The sequence below is a fragment of the Kitasatospora sp. NPDC030952 genome, from assembly GCF_055571335.1.
This window is the reverse complement of record NZ_JBVIFM010000013.1, coordinates 102,909-124,498: the sequence shown is the minus strand read 5'-3', so window position 1 is coordinate 124,498 and position 21,590 is coordinate 102,909. Positions and strand designations below refer to the sequence as shown.

16 protein-coding genes are annotated in these 21,590 nt (G+C 74.5%); 11 read left to right on the top strand and 5 right to left on the bottom strand.

Features of this window, described 5'->3' with window-relative positions; translation table 11 throughout:
• The first annotated feature begins 233 nt into the window (after window positions 1-233).
• Window positions 234-1,856: an alpha/beta hydrolase gene (locus ACZ47G_RS22870; protein WP_465745388.1), complete on the top strand. Its 1,623-nt coding sequence runs from the start codon at window positions 234-236 to the stop codon at window positions 1,854-1,856.
• A gap of 371 nt (window positions 1,857-2,227) precedes the next feature.
• On the opposite strand, the gene ACZ47G_RS22865 is transcribed toward ACZ47G_RS22870, so the two are convergent.
• The gene (locus ACZ47G_RS22865) at window positions 2,228-2,983 is read right to left on the bottom strand and encodes an ABC transporter ATP-binding protein (RefSeq protein WP_465745386.1); all 756 of its coding nucleotides are present in this window, start codon (window positions 2,981-2,983) and stop codon (window positions 2,228-2,230) included.
• 402 nt (window positions 2,984-3,385) lie between these two features.
• Here ACZ47G_RS22865 and ACZ47G_RS22860 point away from each other — a divergent pair, with 402 nt between their 5' ends.
• Genes ACZ47G_RS22860 through ACZ47G_RS22845 form a run of 4 tightly spaced genes read left to right on the top strand, consistent with a single transcriptional unit; the run spans window position 3,386 to window position 10,762 of the window.
• Window positions 3,386-6,781: an FtsX-like permease family protein gene (locus ACZ47G_RS22860; protein WP_465745384.1), complete on the top strand. Its 3,396-nt coding sequence runs from the start codon at window positions 3,386-3,388 to the stop codon at window positions 6,779-6,781.
• Window positions 6,778-9,588 (top strand): hypothetical protein, encoded by a 2,811-nt coding sequence (locus ACZ47G_RS22855; RefSeq protein ID WP_465745381.1) that lies wholly within the window; start codon window positions 6,778-6,780, stop codon window positions 9,586-9,588. Before ACZ47G_RS22860 ends, ACZ47G_RS22855 begins: the two co-directional genes overlap by 4 nt.
• A complete protein-coding gene (locus ACZ47G_RS22850) occupies window positions 9,585-9,776 on the top strand; it encodes a hypothetical protein (protein WP_465745379.1) in 192 nt (63 codons plus the stop codon). Before ACZ47G_RS22855 ends, ACZ47G_RS22850 begins: the two co-directional genes overlap by 4 nt.
• Window positions 9,773-10,762, top strand: coding sequence for an ABC transporter ATP-binding protein (locus ACZ47G_RS22845; RefSeq protein WP_465745377.1), 990 nt, complete (start codon window positions 9,773-9,775; stop codon window positions 10,760-10,762). Before ACZ47G_RS22850 ends, ACZ47G_RS22845 begins: the two co-directional genes overlap by 4 nt.
• Window positions 10,763-10,769: 7 nt before the next feature.
• On the opposite strand, the gene ACZ47G_RS22840 is transcribed toward ACZ47G_RS22845, so the two are convergent.
• The gene (locus ACZ47G_RS22840; protein ID WP_380458126.1) at window positions 10,770-10,952 is read right to left on the bottom strand and encodes a hypothetical protein; all 183 of its coding nucleotides are present in this window, start codon (window positions 10,950-10,952) and stop codon (window positions 10,770-10,772) included.
• Between the two features lie 150 nt (window positions 10,953-11,102).
• Window positions 11,103-12,746 (bottom strand): AMP-binding protein, encoded by a 1,644-nt coding sequence (locus ACZ47G_RS22835; protein ID WP_465745375.1) that lies wholly within the window; start codon window positions 12,744-12,746, stop codon window positions 11,103-11,105.
• Between the two features lie 151 nt (window positions 12,747-12,897).
• Between ACZ47G_RS22835 and ACZ47G_RS22830 the strand changes: the two genes are divergently transcribed.
• From ACZ47G_RS22830 to ACZ47G_RS22820, 3 genes are all read left to right on the top strand, one after another.
• Window positions 12,898-13,539, top strand: a complete 642-nt coding sequence (locus ACZ47G_RS22830) for an AAA family ATPase (protein WP_465745373.1) — start codon at window positions 12,898-12,900, stop codon at window positions 13,537-13,539.
• A gap of 316 nt (window positions 13,540-13,855) precedes the next feature.
• Entirely contained in the window at window positions 13,856-14,425 is a 570-nt protein-coding gene (locus ACZ47G_RS22825; RefSeq protein WP_465745599.1) for a GNAT family N-acetyltransferase, read from the top strand.
• Between the two features lie 74 nt (window positions 14,426-14,499).
• Entirely contained in the window at window positions 14,500-15,252 is a 753-nt protein-coding gene (locus ACZ47G_RS22820; protein ID WP_465745371.1) for a thioesterase II family protein, read from the top strand.
• Between the two features lie 27 nt (window positions 15,253-15,279).
• Here ACZ47G_RS22820 and argJ read toward each other — a convergent pair whose 3' ends face one another.
• The gene (argJ, locus tag ACZ47G_RS22815) at window positions 15,280-16,434 is read right to left on the bottom strand and encodes a bifunctional glutamate N-acetyltransferase/amino-acid acetyltransferase ArgJ (RefSeq protein WP_465745369.1); all 1,155 of its coding nucleotides are present in this window, start codon (window positions 16,432-16,434) and stop codon (window positions 15,280-15,282) included.
• 277 nt (window positions 16,435-16,711) lie between these two features.
• On the opposite strand from argJ, the gene ACZ47G_RS22810 reads away from it, so the two are divergent.
• The gene (locus ACZ47G_RS22810) at window positions 16,712-17,950 is read left to right on the top strand and encodes a styrene monooxygenase/indole monooxygenase family protein (protein WP_465745367.1); all 1,239 of its coding nucleotides are present in this window, start codon (window positions 16,712-16,714) and stop codon (window positions 17,948-17,950) included.
• A gap of 22 nt (window positions 17,951-17,972) precedes the next feature.
• Here the strand turns inward: ACZ47G_RS22810 and ACZ47G_RS22805 are convergent, their stop codons facing one another.
• A complete protein-coding gene (locus ACZ47G_RS22805; RefSeq protein WP_465745365.1) occupies window positions 17,973-19,463 on the bottom strand; it encodes a carboxylesterase/lipase family protein in 1,491 nt (496 codons plus the stop codon).
• Window positions 19,464-19,558: 95 nt separating this feature from the next.
• Between ACZ47G_RS22805 and ACZ47G_RS22800 the strand changes: the two genes are divergently transcribed.
• Together ACZ47G_RS22800 and ACZ47G_RS22795 are read left to right on the top strand one after the other, a co-directional pair.
• Window positions 19,559-20,179 (top strand): TetR/AcrR family transcriptional regulator, encoded by a 621-nt coding sequence (locus ACZ47G_RS22800; protein ID WP_465745363.1) that lies wholly within the window; start codon window positions 19,559-19,561, stop codon window positions 20,177-20,179.
• A gap of 134 nt (window positions 20,180-20,313) precedes the next feature.
• Window positions 20,314-21,360 (top strand): TIGR03617 family F420-dependent LLM class oxidoreductase, encoded by a 1,047-nt coding sequence (locus tag ACZ47G_RS22795; protein WP_465745361.1) that lies wholly within the window; start codon window positions 20,314-20,316, stop codon window positions 21,358-21,360.
• Window positions 21,361-21,590: the final 230 nt, after the last annotated feature.

Genomic DNA, 21,590 nt, shown 5'->3' with positions numbered 1-21,590 from the left:
CGGCGGGGGTGGCGCCGGGTCACCGGGCCGGGGGTGGCGCCGGAAAACCGCGGTCCGGCCGATCGACATGGCTGAGTCACTGTCAGGTCAATCAACCGTCAAGTTCGTTCATTCACAGAATGTTCCGTGCGGAAATGACGGGAACTCCGGAAGAATTACGCCGCCATGAGGTCTTCACACGGAGATCTCCGACTGACAGGCTGGGGCCGCCCTTTCAGTACGGAGGAGGTTCCTTGTCCCGCATAACCACGTTGGCCGGAGCGGTCACCTGCGCGCTCGCCCTTGTCACCGGAAGCGCCGTGGCCGCGTCGGCCGCGCCGTTCGACCAGGCCCCGGGTGCGGCGGCCGCCGAGGCGAAGGTCGACCCCGTCGACTGGAAGCCCTGCAACCCCGATCCGAGCAAGCCGGATCCGGGCGGCTTCGACTGCGCCGTCTACCCCGTGCCGCTCGACTACGACGACCCGTCGGGCGCGAAGGTCGGCATCGCCATGATGCGGCACCGCGCGAGTGACCCGTCGAAGCGGATCGGCTCGCTGTTCCTCAACCCGGGCGGCCCGGGCGGCAGCGGCTACCTGTGGGCGACCACCACCCGCTTCGGCGACGAGGTGCGGGCCAAGTTCGACCTGGTCGGCTTCGACCCGCGCGGGGTGGCCCGGAGCAACCCGCTGAAGTGCTTCAAGACCCAGGAGGACGCCGACGCGGTCAACAACCGCATGGTGGGCGTGCCGGTCACCAAGGCCGAGATCGCCGAGACCCTGGACGCCGACCAGGACTACACCGACGCCTGCAGCAAGAACGCCGGCCCGCTGATCGAGCACATGTCGACCATCAACGTGGTGCGCGACCTGGACCGGATGCGCCGCGCCGTCGGCGACTCCCAGCTCACCTTCGCCGGGTTCTCGTACGGCACCCTGATCGGTTCGACGTACGCCGCGATGTACCCGAACAAGGTGCGCGCGGTCATCGTGGACGGCAACGTCGACCCCAACCTGCGCCTGCACAACGGCCTGGAGTACGGCCGGCAGCGGGCGGGCGGTTTCGAGATCGCCCTGGACGAGTTCCTGAAGCGCTGCCAGGCGGCCGGCGCCCCGCGCTGCGCGTTCGGCGACGGCGACACCCGGGCCAAGTTCGACGAGCTCCGCGACCACCTGCGGACCAGCCCGATCACCCTGTCGAACGGCTCCCAGGTGACGCTGAGCAGCTTCACCAGCGAGGTGGCGAGCGCCCTGTACTCGCAGGCCAAGCTGGCTCCGCTGGCGAAGTCGCTGCAGGCCACCTACCAGGTGCTGCGGAAGCCGGCCGCGGCCGCCCTGCTGGCGCCGAAGGCGAACGAGTCGGACGAGGCGGCCAACCAGCTCACGGTGAACGTCCCGCGCGCGCTGCGCGAGGCCCCGGCCGACTCCGAGTACACCGCCGACGACTCGTACATGGGCGTCAACTGCCAGGACAAGCCGTACCCGTCGAACGACCGGGTCTTCCCCAACGTCGCCAAGGCGTGGGAGAAGGAGTCGCCGACCTTCGGCCGCTACCAGGCCTTCGACGCCCCGGCGTGCGCGAGCTGGCCGGCCCCGGCCCGGGACGCCGAGCGCTTCAGCGGCCCGTGGAACAAGAAGACCTCCAACACCGTGATGGTGATCGGCAACCTCTACGACCCGGCCACCCAGTACAAGTTCGCCCAGCGGATGCAGCAGGAGCTGGGCAACGCGGTGCTGGTCAGCGTGGACGCCATCGAGCACTGCGCGGTCGGCCGCAGCAAGGCGCTGAACACGCTGGTGACCCGCTACCTGGTGGACGGCACCGCGCCGCAGCCGGGCCAGCTGCTCAAGCCGGACGCCGAGATCTTCCCGGCGGTCTGAGGGGACTCGCCCGGGACGACCGGCCGTTGAGGCCGGGGCCGTGGTGGCCGACGGATGCCGTCGGCCACCACGGTCGTGTTTCCGCGGCGGAACTTCCGGTAGGACTCGCCGGAATCCGGCGGGAATGCCGGCGGAAGGTCGTCATCGAACCTCTCCCGGCCCGCCGGTGGGGGGAATTCGCCGCAGCCGCGGTGGGGGCATCGGCAAGGGACCGCTCCGGGTGGGCGGATTCCTCTCGACGAGGCAAAGGGCCCGATGTCCTGTCGCGGCCTTCCGTCCGGTGAATTCACGCCGCCGGGCGGGGAAACCGCCGAAGCGGCGCCCCGGCCCGTCGTCGGACCGGGGCGCCGCGGGCGGGCGTGCGGCAGCCGTCAGGCCGCCTGCTCCGCCTCCTCGACGATCCGGCCGTCGTGGAGCTCGATCACCCGGTCGGCGAGCCCCATCAGCGTCGGGTCGTGGGTGGCGACCAGGACGGTGACGCCCTCGCTGCGGACCACCGCGCGCAGCAGCTCCATGATCGAGCGGCCGGTCTCCGAGTCCAGCTGGCCGGTGGGCTCGTCGGCGATGATCAGACCGGGCTCGTTGGCCAGCGCGCGGGCGATCGCGACGCGCTGCTGCTGGCCGCCGGAGAGTTCGCCGGGCCGCTGGCCGGCGTGGTCGGCGAGGCCGACCAGGGCGAGCAGGGTGTGGGCGCGCTCCTCGCGCTCGGCCGGCGGGACCTTGCGCAGCCGCATCGGCACGCCGACGTTCTCGGCGGCGGTGAGCATCGGGATCAGCCCGAAGGACTGGAAGACGAAGCCGATCCGCTCCCGGCGCAGGGCCAGGCGGCCGTCCTCGTCCAGTCCGCCGAGGTCGATGCCGTCCAGCCTGATGCTGCCGCCGGTCGGCGCGTCCAGACCGCCGACCAGGTTGAGCAGGGTGGTCTTGCCCGAGCCGGAACGGCCCTTGAGCGCGGCGAGTTCACCGCGTTCGACGGAGAAGTCGATGCCGCGCAGGGCGTGGACGGTCCGCTCGCCGGTGCCGAAGCTGCGCCGGAGGCCGGTCACCTCCACCATCGGGCCGGTGGTCGTCGGGCCGGTGGCCGGGCCGGTCGTCGGGCTGGTGTCGGCGGCCTGGTGTCGTGTCATGCGGCGTCCCCCTGCGGGCGGTGGGGCCCGGTTGTCTCCGGGCCAACGGATGTGGTGGCCATTTCGGTTCAGCATCTCGGGCGGAGAATTCGTAGCGGAGGAGTTCCCTGGTCAAAAGGGGTGCGCGGAAGCCCGAGTTGTGAAGTGTGCATGGCATTTCAATGGCTTGTCCCCGGTGGGGTGATGGCCAATACAAGGAATTTGCTCATTGCTTACTTGATTCGCGCAAGTCCCTTCCGTTCCCGGATCGAATCTGACAGCATCGTCCGCTATCCGGCGATCGAATGCCGGGGATCACTGCGCCGGTGTGCCCGTGGGGTGTTCGTCCGTGGCCGAGATGTGCCCGGATCGGATCGACAGGTGCCGGGATGCGACCGGGGATGCAACCGGGGGAGGAACTTGATGCTCGGCTTCGTCGTGCGCAGGCTGCGCGGGCGACTGCCGCTGGCTGCTGCCGTCCTGCTGACGGTACTGATCACCACGGCGGTGCTGACCGCCCTGGTGACCTTCAACAGCGGGGTCGGCCAGGCCGGCCTGAGGCAGGCGCTCCAGGGGCCGGGTCATGCCCGGACCACCGTGGTGGTGACCGCCGAACACGGCCTCGACCAGCGGCAGACGGACGAGGAGGCGCTCGCCTCCTACCGGCAGAAGCTCTTCGGCGATCTGCCCGTACGCACCGACAGTCTGCTCCGCAGCCGCTCCTACGGCCTGCCGGGCGGTGACGCCCCGGCGGGCGGGGCCGCGACGACCGGGGCCGCGACTAGCGGTGCTCCGGCGAGCGGTGCCCCGGCAGGCGCTTCGACGACCGGCGCCCCGGCGGGTGCTTCGGCGGGTGGTCAGTCCAGTTCCGACAAGGCCGACTTGACGGTGCTGGCCGACCTCGACCGGTCCCGGGTGAGCCTGGTCGCGGGGGCCTGGCCGGGCGCCGCCACCGGTCCGGTCCGCTCCTCCGCCCCGCAGGTCGCCGTCCCGCAGACCATGCTGACCCGGCTCGGCCTGACCGCCGAGGCGCTGCCCGCGGACGTCCGGCTCGCCGACCGGTTCGACGGCTCACCGCTGACCGTCCGGGTCACCGGCAGCTACCGGGTCGTCGACCCGTTCGCCCCGTACTGGCGGATCGACCCGGTCGGCGGCCACGAGATCCAGATCGGCGGGTTCACCACCTACGGCCCGATGATGGTCGACCAGAGCGCCTTCACCGCGGGCGGCCTGCCGCAGAGCAGCCGCGGCTGGCTGCTCGACGCCGACTTCGCGGGCGTCGACCAGAGCACGGCCGAGGCCATCGGCGCCCGGGCCCAGGGCCTGGGCGACGACCTGCGGAAGACCTCCAGCCTCACCGCCAACACCGAAGTCCCGGATCTGGTACGCGAGTTGTCGGCCAGCCTGCTGGTCGCCCGGTCCACCCTGCTGATCGGCGCCCTGCAACTCGCGGTGCTGGCCACGGCGGCCCTGCTGCTGGTGGTCCGGCTGATCTCGACCCGCCAGGAGCGGGAGAACGAACTGCTCGCCGCCCGCGGCGCCTCCGGTGCCCGGCTCGGCGGCTTCACCGCGCTGGAGTCGGTGCTGCTCGCCCTCCCGGCCGCCGTGTTCGCACCGCTGCTCACACCGTTCCTGGTCCGCGTCCTGGCCGGTCTCGGCCGCTCCCACCAGGTCGCCCTGGACACCCAACTGCGCTGGACGCTCTGGCCGGTGGCCGTGCTCTGCGCCCTCGGCTGCATCGTGCTGGCCACCGTGCCCAGCCTGCTGCGCGGCGCCGGCGCCGCCCTGCGCCGGCGGGCCGGCCGCCGCCAGGCGGTGGTCTCCGGCATCGCCCGCAACGGCGGGGACCTCGCGGTGCTCGCCCTGGCCGTGCTCGCCTACCAGCAACTCGACCAGTACGGCGGCGGACTGTCCACCGACTCCTCCGGCCGGCTCGGCGTCGACCTGCTGCTGGTCGCCACCCCCACCCTGGCCCTGTGCGCGGGAACCCTGGTGGTGCTGCGCCTGCTGCCGCTGGTCGCCCGACTGGGCGCCCGGGTCGCCGCCCGGGGCAGCGGCCTCGGCCCGGCCATGGTCGGCTGGCAGCTGGCCCGTCAGCCCGCCCGGGCCACCGGACCGGTACTGCTGCTGGTCATGGCCGTCGCCACCGGGGTGCTCGCGTTCGGCCAGCACGCCACCTGGAGCGCCTCCCAGTACGACCAGGCCGCCTTCGACACGGCCGGCGGCCTGCGGATCTCCGCCTCGCACAGCTCGCTGATGGGCCAGGGCGGCCGCTACGGCGCCCTGCCCGGCGGCGACCGGCTGGTCCCGGTGGACCGCGAGGACCAGGCGCTGCCGAACGGCAACGGCCAGGTGCTCGCGGTGGACACCGCCGCCTTCGCCGACCGCGTCCCGGTCCGCGCGGACCTGCTCGACGGCGCCGACCGGTCGAAGCTCTTCGGCGGGCTCGCCCAGCCGGCGCCGACCGGCGCCAAGGCCGGTGTGCCGCTGCCCGGCCGCCCGCTGCGGATCGACGTCGACCTGACCGTCCGGCAGGAGTTCAACACCACGCCCCTGCGCTCCGGCCTCCCCCCGGTGACCCCCACCCCGCCGGAGCTGACCCTCCTGCTGCGGGACCGCTTCGGCTACGTCCACAAGGTCCTGGTCACCGGTCTGCCGACCGGCGGCGAGCAGCGCGTCTCGGCCCCGCTGAGCACCCTGGTCGACGCCCCGATCGGCTCCGTCGCCGCACCATTGGGTCTGGTCGGCGCGACCGTCACCTTCAGCGACCGGGCCGGGGGCGAGCTGACCGTCCGCCGGCTGGCCGTCTCGGACACCACCGACGGGCCCGCGACCGACGTCCCGGTGCCGGCCGGACTCTCCTGGACGGGCGGGGTGGTCGACGGGCCGCTGCTCAAACCCGGTGAGTCGCCGCTCGCCACCGCACGACCCGAACCGGCCGACGCCGGGCGGCTGTTCGCCGTCGACTACCGTCCCGGGAAGGGCGCCGGCGGCACCATGCGGGCCGTCCTCGGCATCGCCGGAGCGGACGCTCCGGGCGTCCTGAGCGGCGTCGCCACCCAGGACTACCTGAAGCTCGTCGGCGCCCGCGTCGGTGACGTCCTCCGGGTGCCGTTCGCCGCGACGATCCTCCAGGTCAAGGTCACCGGGGCGGTCCAGGCCGTACCGGCGACCGGGCCCAAGGCGCTGGTCATCGACCTGGCCACCACCGCGCGGGTGCTGGCCGCCCAGGGCCGGTCCCTGCCCAGCCGCGCCGAGTGGTGGCTGCCCGCCACCGGGCCGGGCGACCGCGTCCCGGCCCAGGCCGCCGCCGCCGTGCGGGCCACCCCCGGCTCCCAGAGCGTCCAGCTCTACGACGACGTCTCGGAGGGAATGCTCAGCGACCCGGTGGGCGCCGCCCCGCAGAACGCGCTGCTGGCCATCGCGCTGGTCACCGCCGTGCTCGCCGCGATCGGCTTCGTCGCCGCCGTGGCCGGCTCCGCCCACGAGCGCGCCCGGGACTCCGCGCTGCTGCTCGCCCTGGGCGCACCGCGCAAGCAGGTGTCCCGCACCGTCGCGGCCGAACAGGCCCTGCTGGTCGGACTCGGCGGGGTGGTCGGGCTCGTCCTCGGCACCCTGCTCGTCCACCTGATCGTCCCGTTCGTCGTGCTGACGCCCGCCGCCCGCCGACCGATGCCCGAGGCCCTGATCGAGCTGCCGGTCGGCCAGGCCCTGCTGTTCACGGCCGCGATCGCGGCCGCCCCGCTGCTGTCGGCCTTCCTCATCGGACGACGCCGTCGAGACGTGGCCAGCCGGCTGCGCCACGTGGAGGAGATGTGACCACCCAGGCCGGCACCCGCGTGCCCACCCCCGAGACCGCCCACCGCCCCGCGCGGTGGGTCCGCACCAGACTGCGGGCGAACCCGTCGGCCGCCCTGCTGATGGCGGCCCTCGCCTTCGTCACCGTCTTCCTGGCGGCGGCCTTCCCCCGCGTCACGGACCGGGGCGCGGACACGGCGCTCCAGGACTTCGTCCGTAAGGCGGGTCTCAGCCAGAGCAGCCTGCAGACCACCTCCAAGACGCGGGACGACGACAACGCCGCCGAACTCGACCGGGTGCAGCGGCAGATCACCGAGATGGTCGGCCGGCAGCTGACACCGGCCCCGGCGGCGGGCCAGGCCTACGGGGCCCGGGCCCTGGGCGAGCGCGGGATGGGGAACCCGGAGTACGTCCGGTTCGCCGAGAAGCACACCGATCCGACCCTGGGCCTGCTCTACCTGCACGACCTGGCCGCCAGGGCCACCCTGACCGACGGCACCTGGCCTACCCCCGGCGCCGTCGGCGGTCCGCTGCCGGTCGTGATCAGCAAGAAGGCCGCCGAGTCCATCCACATCAAGCTCGGTGACGTCATCGACAACGGCGTCGAGGGTTCGGGCACCAAGCGGACCACCGTGGTGGTCGGCCTCTACCAGGTCAACGACCCGCTGGACCCGTTCTGGGACGACCTCGGCTGCCCGGCCCGGGCCTGCCTGCGGACCGACCCCGAGCACGAGCACTGGGCGACCAGTGGATTCGTCGACGGCGGCAGCCTGCCCGCGATGGCCCGATGGGGGTCCAACGCCGAGAACTTCTGGCGCACGCCCGTCGACATCTCCTCGCTGCACGCCGACGGGCTCGACCACACCCGCACCGTCCTCAGCTCCTTCCTGACCGGGCGCGACGCCACCGCCATGGCCGATGCCACCGGGCGCGCCGACCTGCACACCTCCTCGGGCCTTCCCGACCTCCTCGGGCGGGCGGACGACCGATACCAGGCCTCGCTGCCGCTCAGCACGATCGGCCCGGCGGGTGTCGCGGGCGTCGCCACCGTGGTGCTCTTCCTGGCCGCCGCGCTCACCACCGACCGGCGCACCGCCGAGATCCGGCTGCTCCGGGCCCGCGGCGGCTCCCGCACCGGGGTGCTGGGACGGCTGCTCGGCGAGGGCGCCGTCACCATCCTGCCCGCCGCCGTGCTCGGCACGGCCCTCGCCCTGGTGCTGCTGCCCACCGCCCGGTGGGACCGCTCGGTGCTGGCGGCCCTGGCCGCGACCCTGATCGCGCTGCTGGCCTTCCCGGTCCGCGCCGCCCTGCTGTGGTCGCGCCGGCGGCCGGCCGCCGGCCGGCGCCGACTGGTCGGCGAACTCGCCGTCCTGGCGGTCACCGTCGCGGCCGTCGCCGAGGTCCGCCGCCGGGGCGTCGGCACCGGCGGCGGGCTGGACCCGCTGCTGGTCGCCGCTCCACTGCTGCTCGCCGTCACCGGCGGACTGTTGCTGGCCCGGATCGAGCCGGTGGTGGTCGGCTGGCTGGCCGCCCTCGCCGGGCGCGGCCGGGGCGTGATCGGCTTCCTCGGCCTGGCCCGCGCCGCCCGCGACACCTCGGGCCGGCGCCGGCCCTCCGTACTGCCGCTGCTCGCCCTGCTGATCGCCGTCACCACGACCGGCTTCGGCGCCAACGTGCTCGACACCGTCGACCACGTCCGGACCCGCGCCGCGCGCGTCGTGACGGGCGGGGACATCAGCGTGTCCCTGCCGGACTACAGCACCCTGTCCGAGTCGTTCGTCAAGGCCGCCGACGCGCTGCCCGGCGTCCGGGCCTCGACCGGGGCCTGGGTCGAACCCAAAGCCCGTTTCGTCGGCGCCGACCAGGACTACACCGAGGCCTACCTGGTGGTGGTCGAGCCGACGGCGTACGCGGAGATCGCCCGGACCGTCGGCGTCGGCGAGTTCGACCCGGCGAAACTGGCCGGAACCCCGGGCGGCCGGGACACCCCGGTGCCCGCCCTGTTCAGCCGGGACCTGGCCAAGCGCCTGGCCGGCGGCCCGGCCGGGGTGCGCACGCCCAACGGCAACGAGCTGCGCACCACCGTGGCCGGGATCGTCGCCGCCACTCCCGCCCTGCCCGACCCGGGCAAGCCGTTCGTCGTCGTCCCGTCCGGCCCCGCCTGGGAGCGCCTGCCGGACATCAAGCGGGCGAACAAGTGGTTCGCCGTCGGCGACGTCGACCCCGAACAGGTCAGGTCGGCGCTGCGGACCAACGGCGGTGCCCAGCCGACGGGCATCGCCAAGCTGGTCGGGGAGAGCGCCGCGGAGGCCGGCAAGGCCTCCCACGGCCTGCCCGCCGGATACTCGGTGCACAGCAGCCGGGAGACCGCCGCCGCGCTCGGCGACGACCCGCTGCAGCACGCGGCCGAGCGGCTGTTCTGGTACTCGGCCGCCGCCGGAGCCGGATACGCCCTGCTCGCGGTGCTGCTGACGCTGTTCCGGGCCGCGCCCGACCGCACGGCCGTGCTCGCCCGGCTGCGCACCATGGGCCTGCGGCCCCGGCAGGGACTGGCGCTGATCATCACCGAGGCGCTGCCGCAGACCATGGCGGCGGCGGTCGGCGGCGGCCTGGTCGCGGTGGCGGCGGTCGCCCTGCTGGGCGGCGCCTTCGACATCTCGACGCTGGTCGGCGCCAAGGTCGGGGACGTCATCACCCCCGCGCCGCTGCCGGTGCTGCTGCCCACCGCGGGCCTGGCCCTGCTGGTCGGCCTCGGGGTGGTGCTGGAGACGCTGGTCGCCGGCCGGCGCCAGATCGCCACCGAGTTGCGGGCGGGGGAGCAGTCGTGACAGCGGGACCAGCGGCACGGGCCGCGACAGCGCAGAACACCGGGATCGGCCGGCCGGCCCGCAAGAGCCGGGCCGGCCGGGTCGGCGGTACCAGCCGGACCGTCCGGACCAGCCAGGCGGTCCGGACCGTTCAGACCAGCCAGACACCCCAGATCGTCGAGACCGTCGAGACAGGAGAGCAGCCGTGAAGAGCACCCCCCAGGAGCGGCCGGCCGTCGAGGCCCCCAGCCTGCAGGAGCTCCGGCAGCGGGCCCTGGCCGCCGCCTCGCCCAAGGCGTACGGAGCGGGCGCGGCCATCGTCTGCGACCGGCTGGTGCGGATCTTCAGCGCCGAGGGGATCGAGGTCCAGGCGCTGCAGGGCCTGGAACTGACCATCCAGCAGGGCGACCTGGTCGCCCTGGTCGGCGCCTCCGGCAGCGGCAAGTCCACCCTGCTGACCATCCTCGCCGGGCTGGACGTGCCGACCGCCGGCACCGCCACCGTCGCGGGCTGCGACCTGCTGGAGATGTCCGCCAAGGAGCGGCTGCGCTACCGGCGCGAGGTGGTGGGCTTCATCTGGCAGCAGACCGCCCGCAACCTGCTGCCGTTCCTGACCGCCGCCGAGAACATCGCCCTGCCCATGCAGTTGCGCGGCCGCCGTGGCGGGGCGCTCGGTGCGAAGCAGCAGGGAGCCAGGGTGGCCGAGCTGATGGAGGCGCTGGAGATCGGAGAGCTCGCCCACCGGCGCCCCAACGAGCTCTCCGGCGGCCAGCAGCAGCGGGTCGCGATCGCGGTGGCGATGGCCAACAACCCGCCGGTGCTGCTCGCCGACGAGCCGACCGGCGAACTGGACTCCGAGACCGCAGGGGTGATCTTCGAGTCCTTCCGCACCGTCAACCGGGAGCTGGGCACCACCGTGGTGATCGTCACCCACGACCCGATGGTCGCGGGCGAGGTCCGCCGTACGGTGGCGATCCGGGACGGCCGGACCAGCAGCGAGGTGCTGCGCCGCACCGTGACGGACGAGCACGGCGAGGAGTCGGTGAACGAGCGCGAGTACGTGATGCTGGACCGCACCGGGCGGGTGCAGCTGCCGGTCAAGTTCCTGGAGGCGCTCGGCATGGAGCACCGGGTGGCAGTCGACCTCGCGGCCGACCACATCGAGGTCCGCCCGGACGACCTCGCCGGGAGCTGAGGTCCGCTCAGCCGTCGCCGCCCATCCGCTGGAAGAGGCCGCTGCCCTCGGCGTCCTTCCGGAGGTCGGGCGGCGCGGCCCCGTCGGCGCGCTCGCCCCGGGAGGCGGCGGTGCAGAGGGCGAAGACGAGCAGGGCACTGGCCGCCGCGGCGAGGATGCCCAGTGCGGTCAGGACGCGTAGCCAGGTCAAGGGAGTGCCTCCTGGGGACGGTGCGAGGGAGCGCCGCCGGGGTGTATCGGCAGCTCGGCCCGCACGGTCGAGTGCCCACGCTCGGTTCTTCCCGCCGACTGCGGTGCGACAGGTGGTCTGCGCGGGCGCTCGAAGCGTCGAAGGGGCGTGTCACACTCCCTCGCGCGCCCCCGCGGCGGTGACGGTCCGTCCGGTGCGTTCCTCGACCAGGGCGCGCAGCGCCGGCAGGTCGGGCTTGCCGAGCCCGTTCAGCGGGATCGCGGGCAGCACCAGCACGGTGCCCGGGGCGCACCGGGCGTCCCCGTGCTCGCGCGCCCAGCGGCGCAGCTGCTCCGGCGTCACCGGGGCGTGCGGCCGGACGGCCACGGCGGCGTGGACGCGCTCCAGGCGGTCCGGGTCGGTGGTCGCGAACATCACCGCCTCGCGGACGTCCGGGTGGGTCCGTAGCGACTCCTCGACCTCCTGGGGGAATACATTGTGCCCCTCGATGATCGCCATCTGGTCCCGCCGACCGGCCACCGTCAGATAGCCCGCCGCGTCCAGGCTGCCCAGGTCACCGGTGTGCAGCCAGCCGTCCCGCAGCACCCGCGCGGTCGCCTCCGGATCCCGCCAGTAACCGGCCATCACGGTCGGGGTGCGGACGCAGATCTCCCCGGTCCGCCCCGGCGGCAGCGCCGTGCCCTCCTCGTCCAGGATCCGCACCTCGGTGTCCTCGAACAGGCGCCCGGCGGTGGTCAGCAGCCGGGGGTCCAGGTGCTCGTCCGGGCTCAGCCGGGACACCGGCCCGCACTCCGTCAGGCTGTACGTCTGGTGCAGCACCCGGCCCAGCCGCCGGGTCGCCTCCGCCAGCCGGCGCGGCGAGGGCGGGCAGCCGGTGTAGCCGATCCGGCGCAGACTGCCGGTGTCCGTCGAGGCCAGCAGCGGGTGGTCCAGCAGCCGGTAGAGCAGGTGCGGCGGCAGGTACACCCGGGACACCCGGTGCCGCTCGATCGCCGCCAGCACCTCCTCGGCGGCGAACCCCTCCTGCAGCACCACCGTGCCGCCCGCCGCCAGGGCGAGGTCGGCGGTGGTGCCGCCGCCGTGGCACAGCGGGGTGCAGAGCAGGAAGCACGCACCCGACAGCAGCGCGGGCCGGGCGGGCCGGGCGAAGCGGCGCAGCACGCCCTTCGGCCGGCCGGTGGTGCCGCCGGTGAACCGGAGGGCCATCACGTCCTCGGGGCGGTAGCGCGGCTCCAGCGGGGCGGGGGAGCATTCCGCGGCCGCCTCCGACAGGTCGGTGCCCAGGGCGGTCGGGCCGAGGGTGCTCGGGCCGAGGTTTGGGCCGAGGTTTGGCCCGAGGTTTGGGCCGAGGTCTGGCCCGGGGTCTGGGCCGAGGTCTGGGCCGAGGTCTGGGCCGAGGGCGAAGACGCCTGCGGCGGGGAGCGCCCGGGCCACGGCCGCGGCCGCGACGGAGTGGCGCAGCGGATCGAAGACCAGCGCCGTGGTCTCCGCGAACCCGGCCTGCGCCACCAGATCGGCCACCGGGACGTCCGGGTACGGCATCGCCACCCGGCAGCCCAGCAGATTGGCGGCCAGCCGCACCAGCAGCGCCCCGGGGGTGTTCCCGGCGAGCACGGTGACGCCGTCCCCGCGCCCCAGCCCGGCCCGGTCCAGCGCGCGGGCCGTCCGGTACACCGAGTCCAGGCACTCCTGGGCGGTCAGCGCCACCCCGCCGTGGTGCAGGGCCGTCCGCCCCGGATCCCGCGCCAGCCCGTGCAGCACCAGCTCGGTGTACGTCAGACCAGCCTCTGCCATGCTCACCCTTCCCACGACTGACGAGCCGTCAGCCTAGGGCCTGGCCGGCGGCACGCACGGAATCCGCCCCACGGACCGCCGGTGCGGGCGCGGGCGACGGCCTTGTTAGGGTCGTCGGTCGGTCGGTCGGTCGGACGGTGACGGGGGAGCGGTGGGCGGCGAGGTGGAGGCGGCGGTCCTGGCGCCGCGCGGGGTGCTGGACCTGCGGGGCGAGGCCGGGGCGGGGCTGGTGGTGGCCTACCCGGCCGGTGCCGTGGTGGTGGTGTCGGGCCTGCCGGGGGCCGGCAAGAGCACCCTGCTGCGGCGCTGGGCGGCGACGGGCGGAGCCGTGTCGACGGTGGATCCCCGGACCGTGCACGAGGCCTGCGAGGCGGTGATGCCCGCACGCCTCCCGTACGCGGTCTACCGGCCCTGGGCGCGGCTGGAGCACTTCCGGCTGCTGCGCGCCTCGGTGCGGCGCGGTGGCCCGCTGCTGGTGCACGACTGCGGCAGCCGCGCCTGGATGCGCCGCTGGCTCGCCCGGGAGGCCGGCCGGCAGGGCCGGGAACTGCACCTGGTGCTGCTCGACGTCGGCGCCGCCACCGCCCTCGACGGCCAGCGGGCCCGTGGACGGCGGGCCTCCGCCCGGGTGTTCGCGCGTCATCGTCGGGGCCTGGGGCGGTTGTCGGCGGCGTTCACCCGGTACGCGCGCTCCGGCGGGCCGGTGCCGACGCCGGAGGCGGCGTCGGTGCTGCTGCTCGACGCCGTCTCCCGGGCGCGGGCGGAGGCGGTCACGTTCCGGACGGCTCGCTGAGCTCGGCCGCGGGCCGGGCGTCGCGGCTAGGGCCTGTCTTCAAACTCCCGTCTGCGGGCCGCCGCCGGGGCACGCACCTCGCCGCGTTGTCGTCGGTCGCCAATGGCCCCCAGCCTCCGGCCGGGAGGTGCCCCCACCGCAGTGGCTCCCTCCTCCGCCTTGCGATGCACGCACCCCAACGCCGCCCCGCCCGCCCTCCGGGCGGACGACGGGAGTTGAAGACAGGCCCTCGGTCCCGGCGGATCGGTGGATGCCCCCGGTGGGGCGGGGCACGGCACGGCATGATGGCACGGACCCGGAGGGAGACGTGGAGCGGATGGTGCGGATCGAGACCTCCCGGCTGGTGCTGCGGCGCTGGCGGGAGAGCGATGTGCCGGTGATGGCCCAGGTGCACGGCGACCCGGAGGTGATGCGCTGGATCGGCGAAGGGAAGGCCCTCACCCCGGAGGAGAGCCGCCGGGCCGTCGAGCGGTTCGAGAACACCTGGGAGACCGAGGGCTTCGGCCTGTTCGCGGTGGAACTGCGCGACACCGGTGAACTCGCCGGATTCACCGGCCTGGCCGTGCCGTACTTCCTGCCGGAGGTGCTGCCCGCCGTCGAGATCGGCTGGCGGCTCGGCCGGGCGCACTGGGGCCGGGGCATCGCCACCGAGGCGGCGTGGGCGGCGCTGCGGTTCGGCTTCGAGACCGCGGAGTTGGACCGGGTGGTCAGCATCGCCCAGATCGGCAACACGGCCTCCGAACGCGTGATGGCCAAGCTCGGCCTGCGGCCCGTGCGCGAGACCATCCGCCCGGACAGCGGCACCCCCCTGCGCGTCCACGAACTGACCCGCGCCGACTACCTCGCCCGCCGTCGGCGGGCGCACGAGCGGGGTGGCGCGCCGTAACCGTCCCCGGGGCGGCGGGCGCGCTGCGAGACTGGGGTGAACAGCGTCCGACACGGAGAGAGGTCACACCCCGCATGTCCAGCAGCGCCGCCGTCGACAACCCGTGGTTCCGCCGGTTCAACCCGTCGGACTCCGCTCCCGCCCGGATCGTGATCTTCCCGCACGCGGGCGGCGCGGCCAGCTACTACCTGGGGTACGCCAACGCGCTGGCCCCGTACGCGGACGTGCTGGCGGTGCAGTACCCGGGCCGGCAGAACCGCTTCTCGGAGCCGACGATCCGCTCGGTGCCGGAACTCGCCGAACAGCTCTACCAGGAGCTGCGCGCGTGGATGGACCGTCCGGTCCTGTTCTTCGGGCACAGCATGGGCGCGGCCGTCGCCTTCGAGGTCGCCCGCCGCTTCGCCCGGGACGGACTGGCCGGGCCCGAGCGGCTGTTCGTGTCCGCGGGCCGCGCGCCCTCGCTGCCCCGGGACAGTTCGGTGCACACGCTCTCCGACGACGGCATGCTGCGCGAGATCGTCCGGCTCGGCGGGACGGACGAGCGGATCCTGGACGTGCCCGCCCTGCGAGAGCTGGTCATCCCGGCGCTGCGGGCCGACTACACCGCCATCGAGACCTACCGGGCCGAGCCGGACGCCGTCGTCCCCCAGCCGATCACCGGGCTGGTGGGGGAGAGCGACGGCAATGCCACGGCCGAGCAGGTCGCCCAGTGGGAGCGGCACACCAGCGGCGGGTTCACTCTTCGGATGTTCCCGGGCGGGCACTTCTACCTGGCGGAGCAACTCGACGCGGTGGTACGGCTGTTGGCCGCGCACCTGCGCGGCTGAGGCCCTCGGGCCGCGCGGGCACGCGGGTCAGGTGGTGTAGTCGGCGTTGAGCTTGACGTACTCCTCGGTGAGGTCGCAGCCGTAGACGGTGAACGCGCCGTCGGCGATGCCCAGGTCGATCCCGATGACCACGGCCTCGCCGCCCAGGTACGCGCGGGCCCGCTCCAGCAGGGTGTCGTCCGGGTCCTCGGGGTACATCGGGAGGTCGCCGAAGGCGATCCGGACGGCGGCCGGCTCGATGTCGGTGTCGTCCTGGAGCTTGCCGACGGCCATGGTGACCCGCCCCCAGTTCGGGTCGGCGCCGTGCACGGCCGCCTTGACCAGCGGGGAGTTGACCACGCTCTTGCCGACCCGCTTGGCCTGGGCCGCGTCGCGCGCCCCGGTGACCCGCACCTCGATCAGCTTGGACGCCCCTTCGCCGTCCGAGGCGATCTCGCGCACCAGGTGCAGGGCGCACTCGTACAGCGCCTGTTCGAAGGCGGCCGGGTCGACCGGTCCGGCCAGTCCGTTGGCGAAGACCGCGGCGGTGTCGCTGGTGGAGGTGTCGGTGTCGATGCTCAGCGCGTTGAAGGTGCGGTCCATCACCCGGCGGAACAGGGCGTCGAGTTCGCCGGCGGGGAGGTCCGCGTCGGTGAAGAAGAAGGTCAGCAGGGTCGCCATGTTCGGCTCGATCATTCCGACGCCCTTGGCGATGCCGACGAGCACGGCGTCCCCGCAGCGCGCGTGGACGTACTTGGGCCGGGTGTCCGTGGTCATGATCGCGCGGGCCGCCGCCGGGTAGTCGGCCTCGGGGAAGGGCCAGGTCAGGGCGGAGAGCCCGGCGCGGATCCGGTCCATCGGGTACGGGCGTCCGATCACGCCGGTGGAGCCGATGACGAGTTCCTCCGGGGCGATGCCGACCACCTCGGCGACCCGGCGGCGCACCTCGGCGGCGTTCTCCGCCCCGGTGCGCCCGGTGGCGACGTTGGCGTTGCGGGACAGCACCACCATCCCGCGGCTGCGCCGGAGCGCGGCCGCCTCGCGGCTGAGCAGGACGCTGGGGCCGGCGAAGCGCGAGCGGGTGAAGACCGCCGCGGACCGGCAGGGGACTTCGGAGACGACGGCGGCGAAGTCGTCCTCGACGTCCTTGAGGCCCATGTTCGTTGTGATGGCCCGGAAGCCACGGGGTGTCACCGGGTGCATGGTCGATCGACCCTCTCGGAGTGGTGGAGTGACGGGAGTGCTGGATAGATTTGCAGAGGAGCGGATACCTTGGCAATCCGTTTCGGTCAACGGGCGGGCTGAATCGGGTGATTCACTCTCGGAGCCTGCATGAATATGCGGGTGGCGGGGTTGCGCGGCGGGTGATCGGTCCGGCCCGACCCCTGCCCGCGGCCCGGCGGCTCGGCTACTGTGCGAGCTGGACGCACCGTGTTCGAAGAGCCGACAGACCGTCAGCAGACCACCGGGAGGCCGCCGTATGCGCCGGATCGCCGTCGTCGGAGCGGGCCAGGCCGGCCTGCAGCTCGCGCTCGGGCTGGTGGACGACGGGTACGAGGTGACGCTGGTCGCCGAGCGCACCCCGGAGCAGGTTCGGGGCGGGCGGGTGCTGTCCACCCAGGCGATGTTCGGCCCGGCGCTGCGCATCGAGGCGGCGGCCGGGCTTGACCACTGGGCGGGCGAGGCCCCGGCGGTGGACTCGGTGGACGCGGCCCTCGTCGCGCCGCCCGGCACCCGGGCCCTGGAGTTCACCATGACCCTGGACGAGCCCGCCCGGTCGGTGGACCAGCGGATCAAGCTCGCCCACTGGCTGGAGCTGCTCGCCGAACGCGGCGGCCGGATCGAGTACCGCTCGCTGGACCGGGCCGGGCTGCACGAGCTGGCCCGGCGGCACCGACTGACCGTGGTCGCGACCGGGCGCGGCGAACTGGCCGGGATCTTCGAACGCGACGCCGCGCGCTCGCCGTTCGACCGGCCGCAGCGCGCGCTGTCCTGCCTGTACGCGCACGGCGTCGCCTCGCCGGACCCGGCCGCCGGGCCCAGGGCCCGGATGCACGCCCTGCCCGGTCTGGGCGAGCTGTACCTCCAGCCCGCCCTGACCCGCTCCGGCCCCTGCGACATCCTGCTCTGGGAGGCGCTGCCCGGCGGACCGCTGGACGTGTTCAGCGACGGCCCCGCGCCCGACGTCCAACTCGACCGGATCCGGGCGCTGTTGGCCGCGTACCTGCCCTGGGAGGCGGAGCTCTGGCAGGCCGCCGAGCCGACCGACGCCGGGGCCGGGCTGTGGGGCGCGGTGACCCCGGTGGTCCGCCGCCCGGTGGCCGAACTCGGCTCCGGCGTCGACGCGGTGCACGTGCTGGGCCTGGGTGACGCGGTGGTGGTCAACGACCCGATCACCGGGCAGGGCGCCAACGGCGCCGCCCGCGCGGCGGAGGCGTACCGGCGGGCGATCCGCGAGCACGGCGACGCGCCGTTCACCGCGGACTGGATGTGCCGCACCGCCGAGCGCTTCTGGCAGCGACACGCCCGCCACAGCGTCGAGTTCACCGCCGCGATGCTGACCATGCCGGACCACCTGCAGGGCGTCTTCGCGGCCGCCGCCGAGCACCCGGAGGTCGCCCGGCGGCTGGCCAACACCTACGCCGAGCCGAGCGACCACGCCGCCTGGCTGGCCACGCCCGAACTGACCGCCGGGTACCTGTCGACAATCGGCGGCTGACCGCCGGTCGGGCGGGGGAGCGTCACACCAGGTCGTAGGCCGTCGGCCCGCGCCCCGCCCAGATGGTGCGGGAGGCCTGCCCGGGGTAGCGGACGGTCTCCGGGGTGACGCTCAGCATCCGGGTGAGCTGCCGCTCCGGCTCATGGGCGGCCCACCCGGGCTCGCCGCTGGTGACGAACCGGGCCCAGGCCTGTCGCAGCTCCCGGGAGAGTTCGACGGCCTCCGGGGCGGGCGGGGCGCCGAGGAAGTGCCGGCCCATCGGGCTGTCCAGGGTGCCGAAGGCCAGCGGGACGTCCAGGCCGTGGCAGGCGCCGAACGCCCCGCCCAGCGCGGGGGCCGGGTAGCCGAGTTCGATGAGGTACGAGGTGCCGTCGGCCGCCGTGTTGCCCTCGGCGAGGTGGAGCGAGGGCATCCGGAACAGCGCGTCGGAGAAGACGGCTTCGACCAGGTCCCCGGGCGTGGCGGCGGGGAAGGCGGCGCGGTAGGCGTCCGGGCCGTCCGGGTGCGGGGCGAGCTGGTCCAGGGCGAGTCGGGCGTCCTGCTCGGTGAAGGTGCCGTGCCGGCCGGCCAGTACGGCGAACAGCCGGAACTCGTCCCGGGCGTGGCTGACCAGCAGTTCCGTCCCGGCGGCCCGCCCGGCGGCCAGGGCGGCCCAGGGCTCCTCGGTCAGCACCTCGCCGTCGACGACCGGGACGGTGGCGACGCCGGTGCGGGCGAGCCGCCCCCAGCGGGCGAGATGGCCGGGGAGCGCGGTGCCGAGGTCGGTGACGGCCGCGGCCAGCTTCCAGGGGTCGACCTCGGCCAGGCCGGCGGCGGTGGGGGCGGCACCGAGCCGCTCCGCCAGGGCGGCGGTGACCTCGGCGGCCAGCGCGGGGGTGGCGAGGTTGCCGCCGACGGAGTGGGCGATCGCCCGGTGGAACAGGCCGCGGGCCCGGGGCATGGTCAGCAGCGCGGCCACCGAGGAGGCCCCGGCGGACTGGCCCGCGATGGTCACCCGGCCGGGATCGCCGCCGAACGCGGCGATGTTGCGCCGCACCCACTCCAGGGCGGCGATCTGGTCGAGGAAGGCCCGGTTGGCGGGGGCGCCGTCGAGGAGCGCGAAGCCCTCCGCCCCCACCCGGTAGTTGATGCTCACGACGACCAGCCCGGCCCGGGCCGTCTCGACCGGGTCGTACAGCGGGTCGGCGGCGGTGCCCGAGATGAAGCCGCCGCCGTGGATCCAGACCAGCACCGGCAGCCCGGCCGCGTCCGGGGTCGGGGTACAGACGTTGAGCGTCAACCAGTCGGTGCCGGTGGTCGGTTCGGCCTGCAGCGGCCCGGACTGGGGGACGACGGGGCCGAACTCGACGGCCTCGCGGACGCCGTCCCAGCGCTCGGGCGGGACGGGCGCGGCGAACCGCAGTGCTCCGACGGGCGGTCGGCCGTACGGGATGCCGCGGAAGACGGCGAGGCCTCCGTCCAGGAGACCGCGGATGGCTCCCTCGGTGGTGTGGGCGACGGGCTGGACAAGCATGGGACGCTCCTCCCTCGGAATGCCCCCAGCGTTATCGGTCGGGTGTATTATGTCAAGCGTATTGGAACGCTGGAGTCGTCGAGGAGAGCCGGGCCATGCCCAAGCAGGTGGACCACCAGGAGCGCCGAGAGACCATCGCCCGGGCGCTGTGGCGGGTCGTGGAACAGCGCGGCGCCACGCAGCTGACCCTGCGCGAGGTGGCCGGGGAGGCCGGGATCTCGCTCGGGCAGCTCCAGCACTACTTCCGCTCCCGGGCGGAGCTGCTCGGCTTCGCGATGGACCTCGCCGGGGAGCGGAGCGGCCGGCGGGTCGCCCGGGCGCTGGCGGAGCTGGGCGAACGGCCGCACCCGCGCGCGGTGCTGCGGGCGACGCTGGTCGAACTGCTGCCGCTGCACCCGGACTCGCGGGTGACCAGCCGGATGAGCGCCGCCTACGTGCTGGAGGCGCTGCACGACGAGGACGTCCACGCGCGGGTGCGCGGCGGGCTGGTCCGGGGGCGGGAGGCGGTGGAGCAGGTGGTCCGGCAGGCGGTCGCCGAGGGGCTGGTCCCGGCCGACCGCGACCCGGTGGTGGAGACGGACCTGCTGCTCGCGCTCACCGGGTTCACCACGCTGCTGGAGCTGGGTGTGGTCGAGCCGGACGCCGTGCTGACCGCCGTGGACCGGCACCTGGACCGGCTGTTCGCGGGGGCGGAGGGCCGGTCGGCCGGGTCGTGACGGCGGCGGAGGGCCGGTCGGCCGGGTCGTGACGGCGGGGGAGGGCCGGTCGGCCGGCCCGTGACGGCGTGGGAGGCTGGTGGGCGCCCACCGCCGTCTTCCAGGACGCCGGCCCCGTGACCAGGAGCACCCGCATGGACCGACCCGCCGTCCTCCGCCTCGACGCCACCGCCTCCGGGCACCCGGCGGGCATCCTGGACGCCGCCGAGCAGGCCGAACGCCGGGGCATGGACCGGCTGGTGGTCGCCGAGACCGCGTACGACCCGTTCCTCCAGCTGGCCCGGGCCGCCGACCGCACCCGGGAGATCGAGCTGGCCACCGGGATCGCGGTGGCCTTCGCCCGCACCCCGATGACGCTGGCCTACCAGGCCTGGGGCCTGCACGCGGCCTCCGGCGGACGGGCCGTCATCGGGCTGGGCTCGCAGGTCAAGCCGCACATCGAGAAGCGCTTCGGGATGCCCTGGGACCGTCCGGCCGCCCGGATGCGGGAGTACGTGCACGCGGTGCGGGCGATCTGGCACAGCTGGCAGACCGGTGAACGGCTGCGGTTCCGGGGCGAGTTCTACACCCACACGGTGATGACGCCGGTCTTCTCGCCCGATCCGATCCCGGCCGGGGTGCCCCGGATCCTGCTCGCGGGCGTCGGGCCGCTGATGACCCGCACCGCCGGGGCGGTGGCCGACGGCTTCCTCGCCCACCCGTTCTCCTCCATCGCCTACCTGGCCGAGCAGGTGCTGCCCGGGCTGTTCGAGGCGCGCGGGCAGGCGGAGGCCGAGGGCGCCGGGTGGACCGGGCGGCCGTTCGAGATCGTCGGCAATGTGCTCACCGCCACGGGTCGGACGGAGGAGGAGCTGGCGGCCAACCGGGCCGGGGTGCGGGAGCGCCTCGCCTTCTACGCCTCCACCCCGGCCTACCGCCCGGTGCTCGCGCAGCACGGCTGGGAGGACCTCCAGGAGGAGCTGCACACCCACTCGGTGCGCGGGCGCTGGGCGGAGATGACGGCGCTGATCTCGGACGAGGTGTTCGACACCTTCGCGGTCTCCGGCACGGTGGAGGAGGCGGCCCGGGAGATCCACCGCCGGTACGCGGGGCTGGTCACCCGGCTGTCCGTCAACCTGCCGGAGGACGCGGACCCGGCGCTCGGCCTGGACGTGCTGGCGGCGGTGCGTGCGCTGGGCTGAGGCGGGCGTCGGGCTGAGCCGGCGAGCAGGCCTGGGACGGGCGTCGGGCTGAGGTGTGCGCTGGGCTCGGCAGCCGCGCCGGGCCGAGCGAATGCGGTCCGGGTTCCGTCCTTGTGGGGCGGTGATCGGTCATGAACCGATCAAGACGGGTCACATTCCGGCAAGCGGCCCCCGGCGGCCCGTCCGGGCGGCAGGATCGCGCTGAGCAGGTGGACCGTGCGGGGCGGCGC

Coding starts and splice junctions, on each gene's coding strand:
- ACZ47G_RS22805 (WP_465745365.1), bottom strand. CDS start 19,463: ATGCTTGTCCAGCCCGTCGCCCACACCACCGAGGGAGCCATCCGCGGT.
- argJ (WP_465745369.1), bottom strand. CDS start 16,434: ATGCACCCGGTGACACCCCGTGGCTTCCGGGCCATCACAACGAACATG.
- ACZ47G_RS22810 (WP_465745367.1), top strand. CDS start 16,712: ATGCGCCGGATCGCCGTCGTCGGAGCGGGCCAGGCCGGCCTGCAGCTC.
- ACZ47G_RS22865 (WP_465745386.1), bottom strand. CDS start 2,983: ATGACACGACACCAGGCCGCCGACACCAGCCCGACGACCGGCCCGGCC.
- ACZ47G_RS22835 (WP_465745375.1), bottom strand. CDS start 12,746: ATGGCAGAGGCTGGTCTGACGTACACCGAGCTGGTGCTGCACGGGCTG.
- ACZ47G_RS22860 (WP_465745384.1), top strand. CDS start 3,386: ATGCTCGGCTTCGTCGTGCGCAGGCTGCGCGGGCGACTGCCGCTGGCT.
- ACZ47G_RS22800 (WP_465745363.1), top strand. CDS start 19,559: ATGCCCAAGCAGGTGGACCACCAGGAGCGCCGAGAGACCATCGCCCGG.
- ACZ47G_RS22795 (WP_465745361.1), top strand. CDS start 20,314: ATGGACCGACCCGCCGTCCTCCGCCTCGACGCCACCGCCTCCGGGCAC.
- ACZ47G_RS22820 (WP_465745371.1), top strand. CDS start 14,500: ATGTCCAGCAGCGCCGCCGTCGACAACCCGTGGTTCCGCCGGTTCAAC.
- ACZ47G_RS22825 (WP_465745599.1), top strand. CDS start 13,856: ATGGTGCGGATCGAGACCTCCCGGCTGGTGCTGCGGCGCTGGCGGGAG.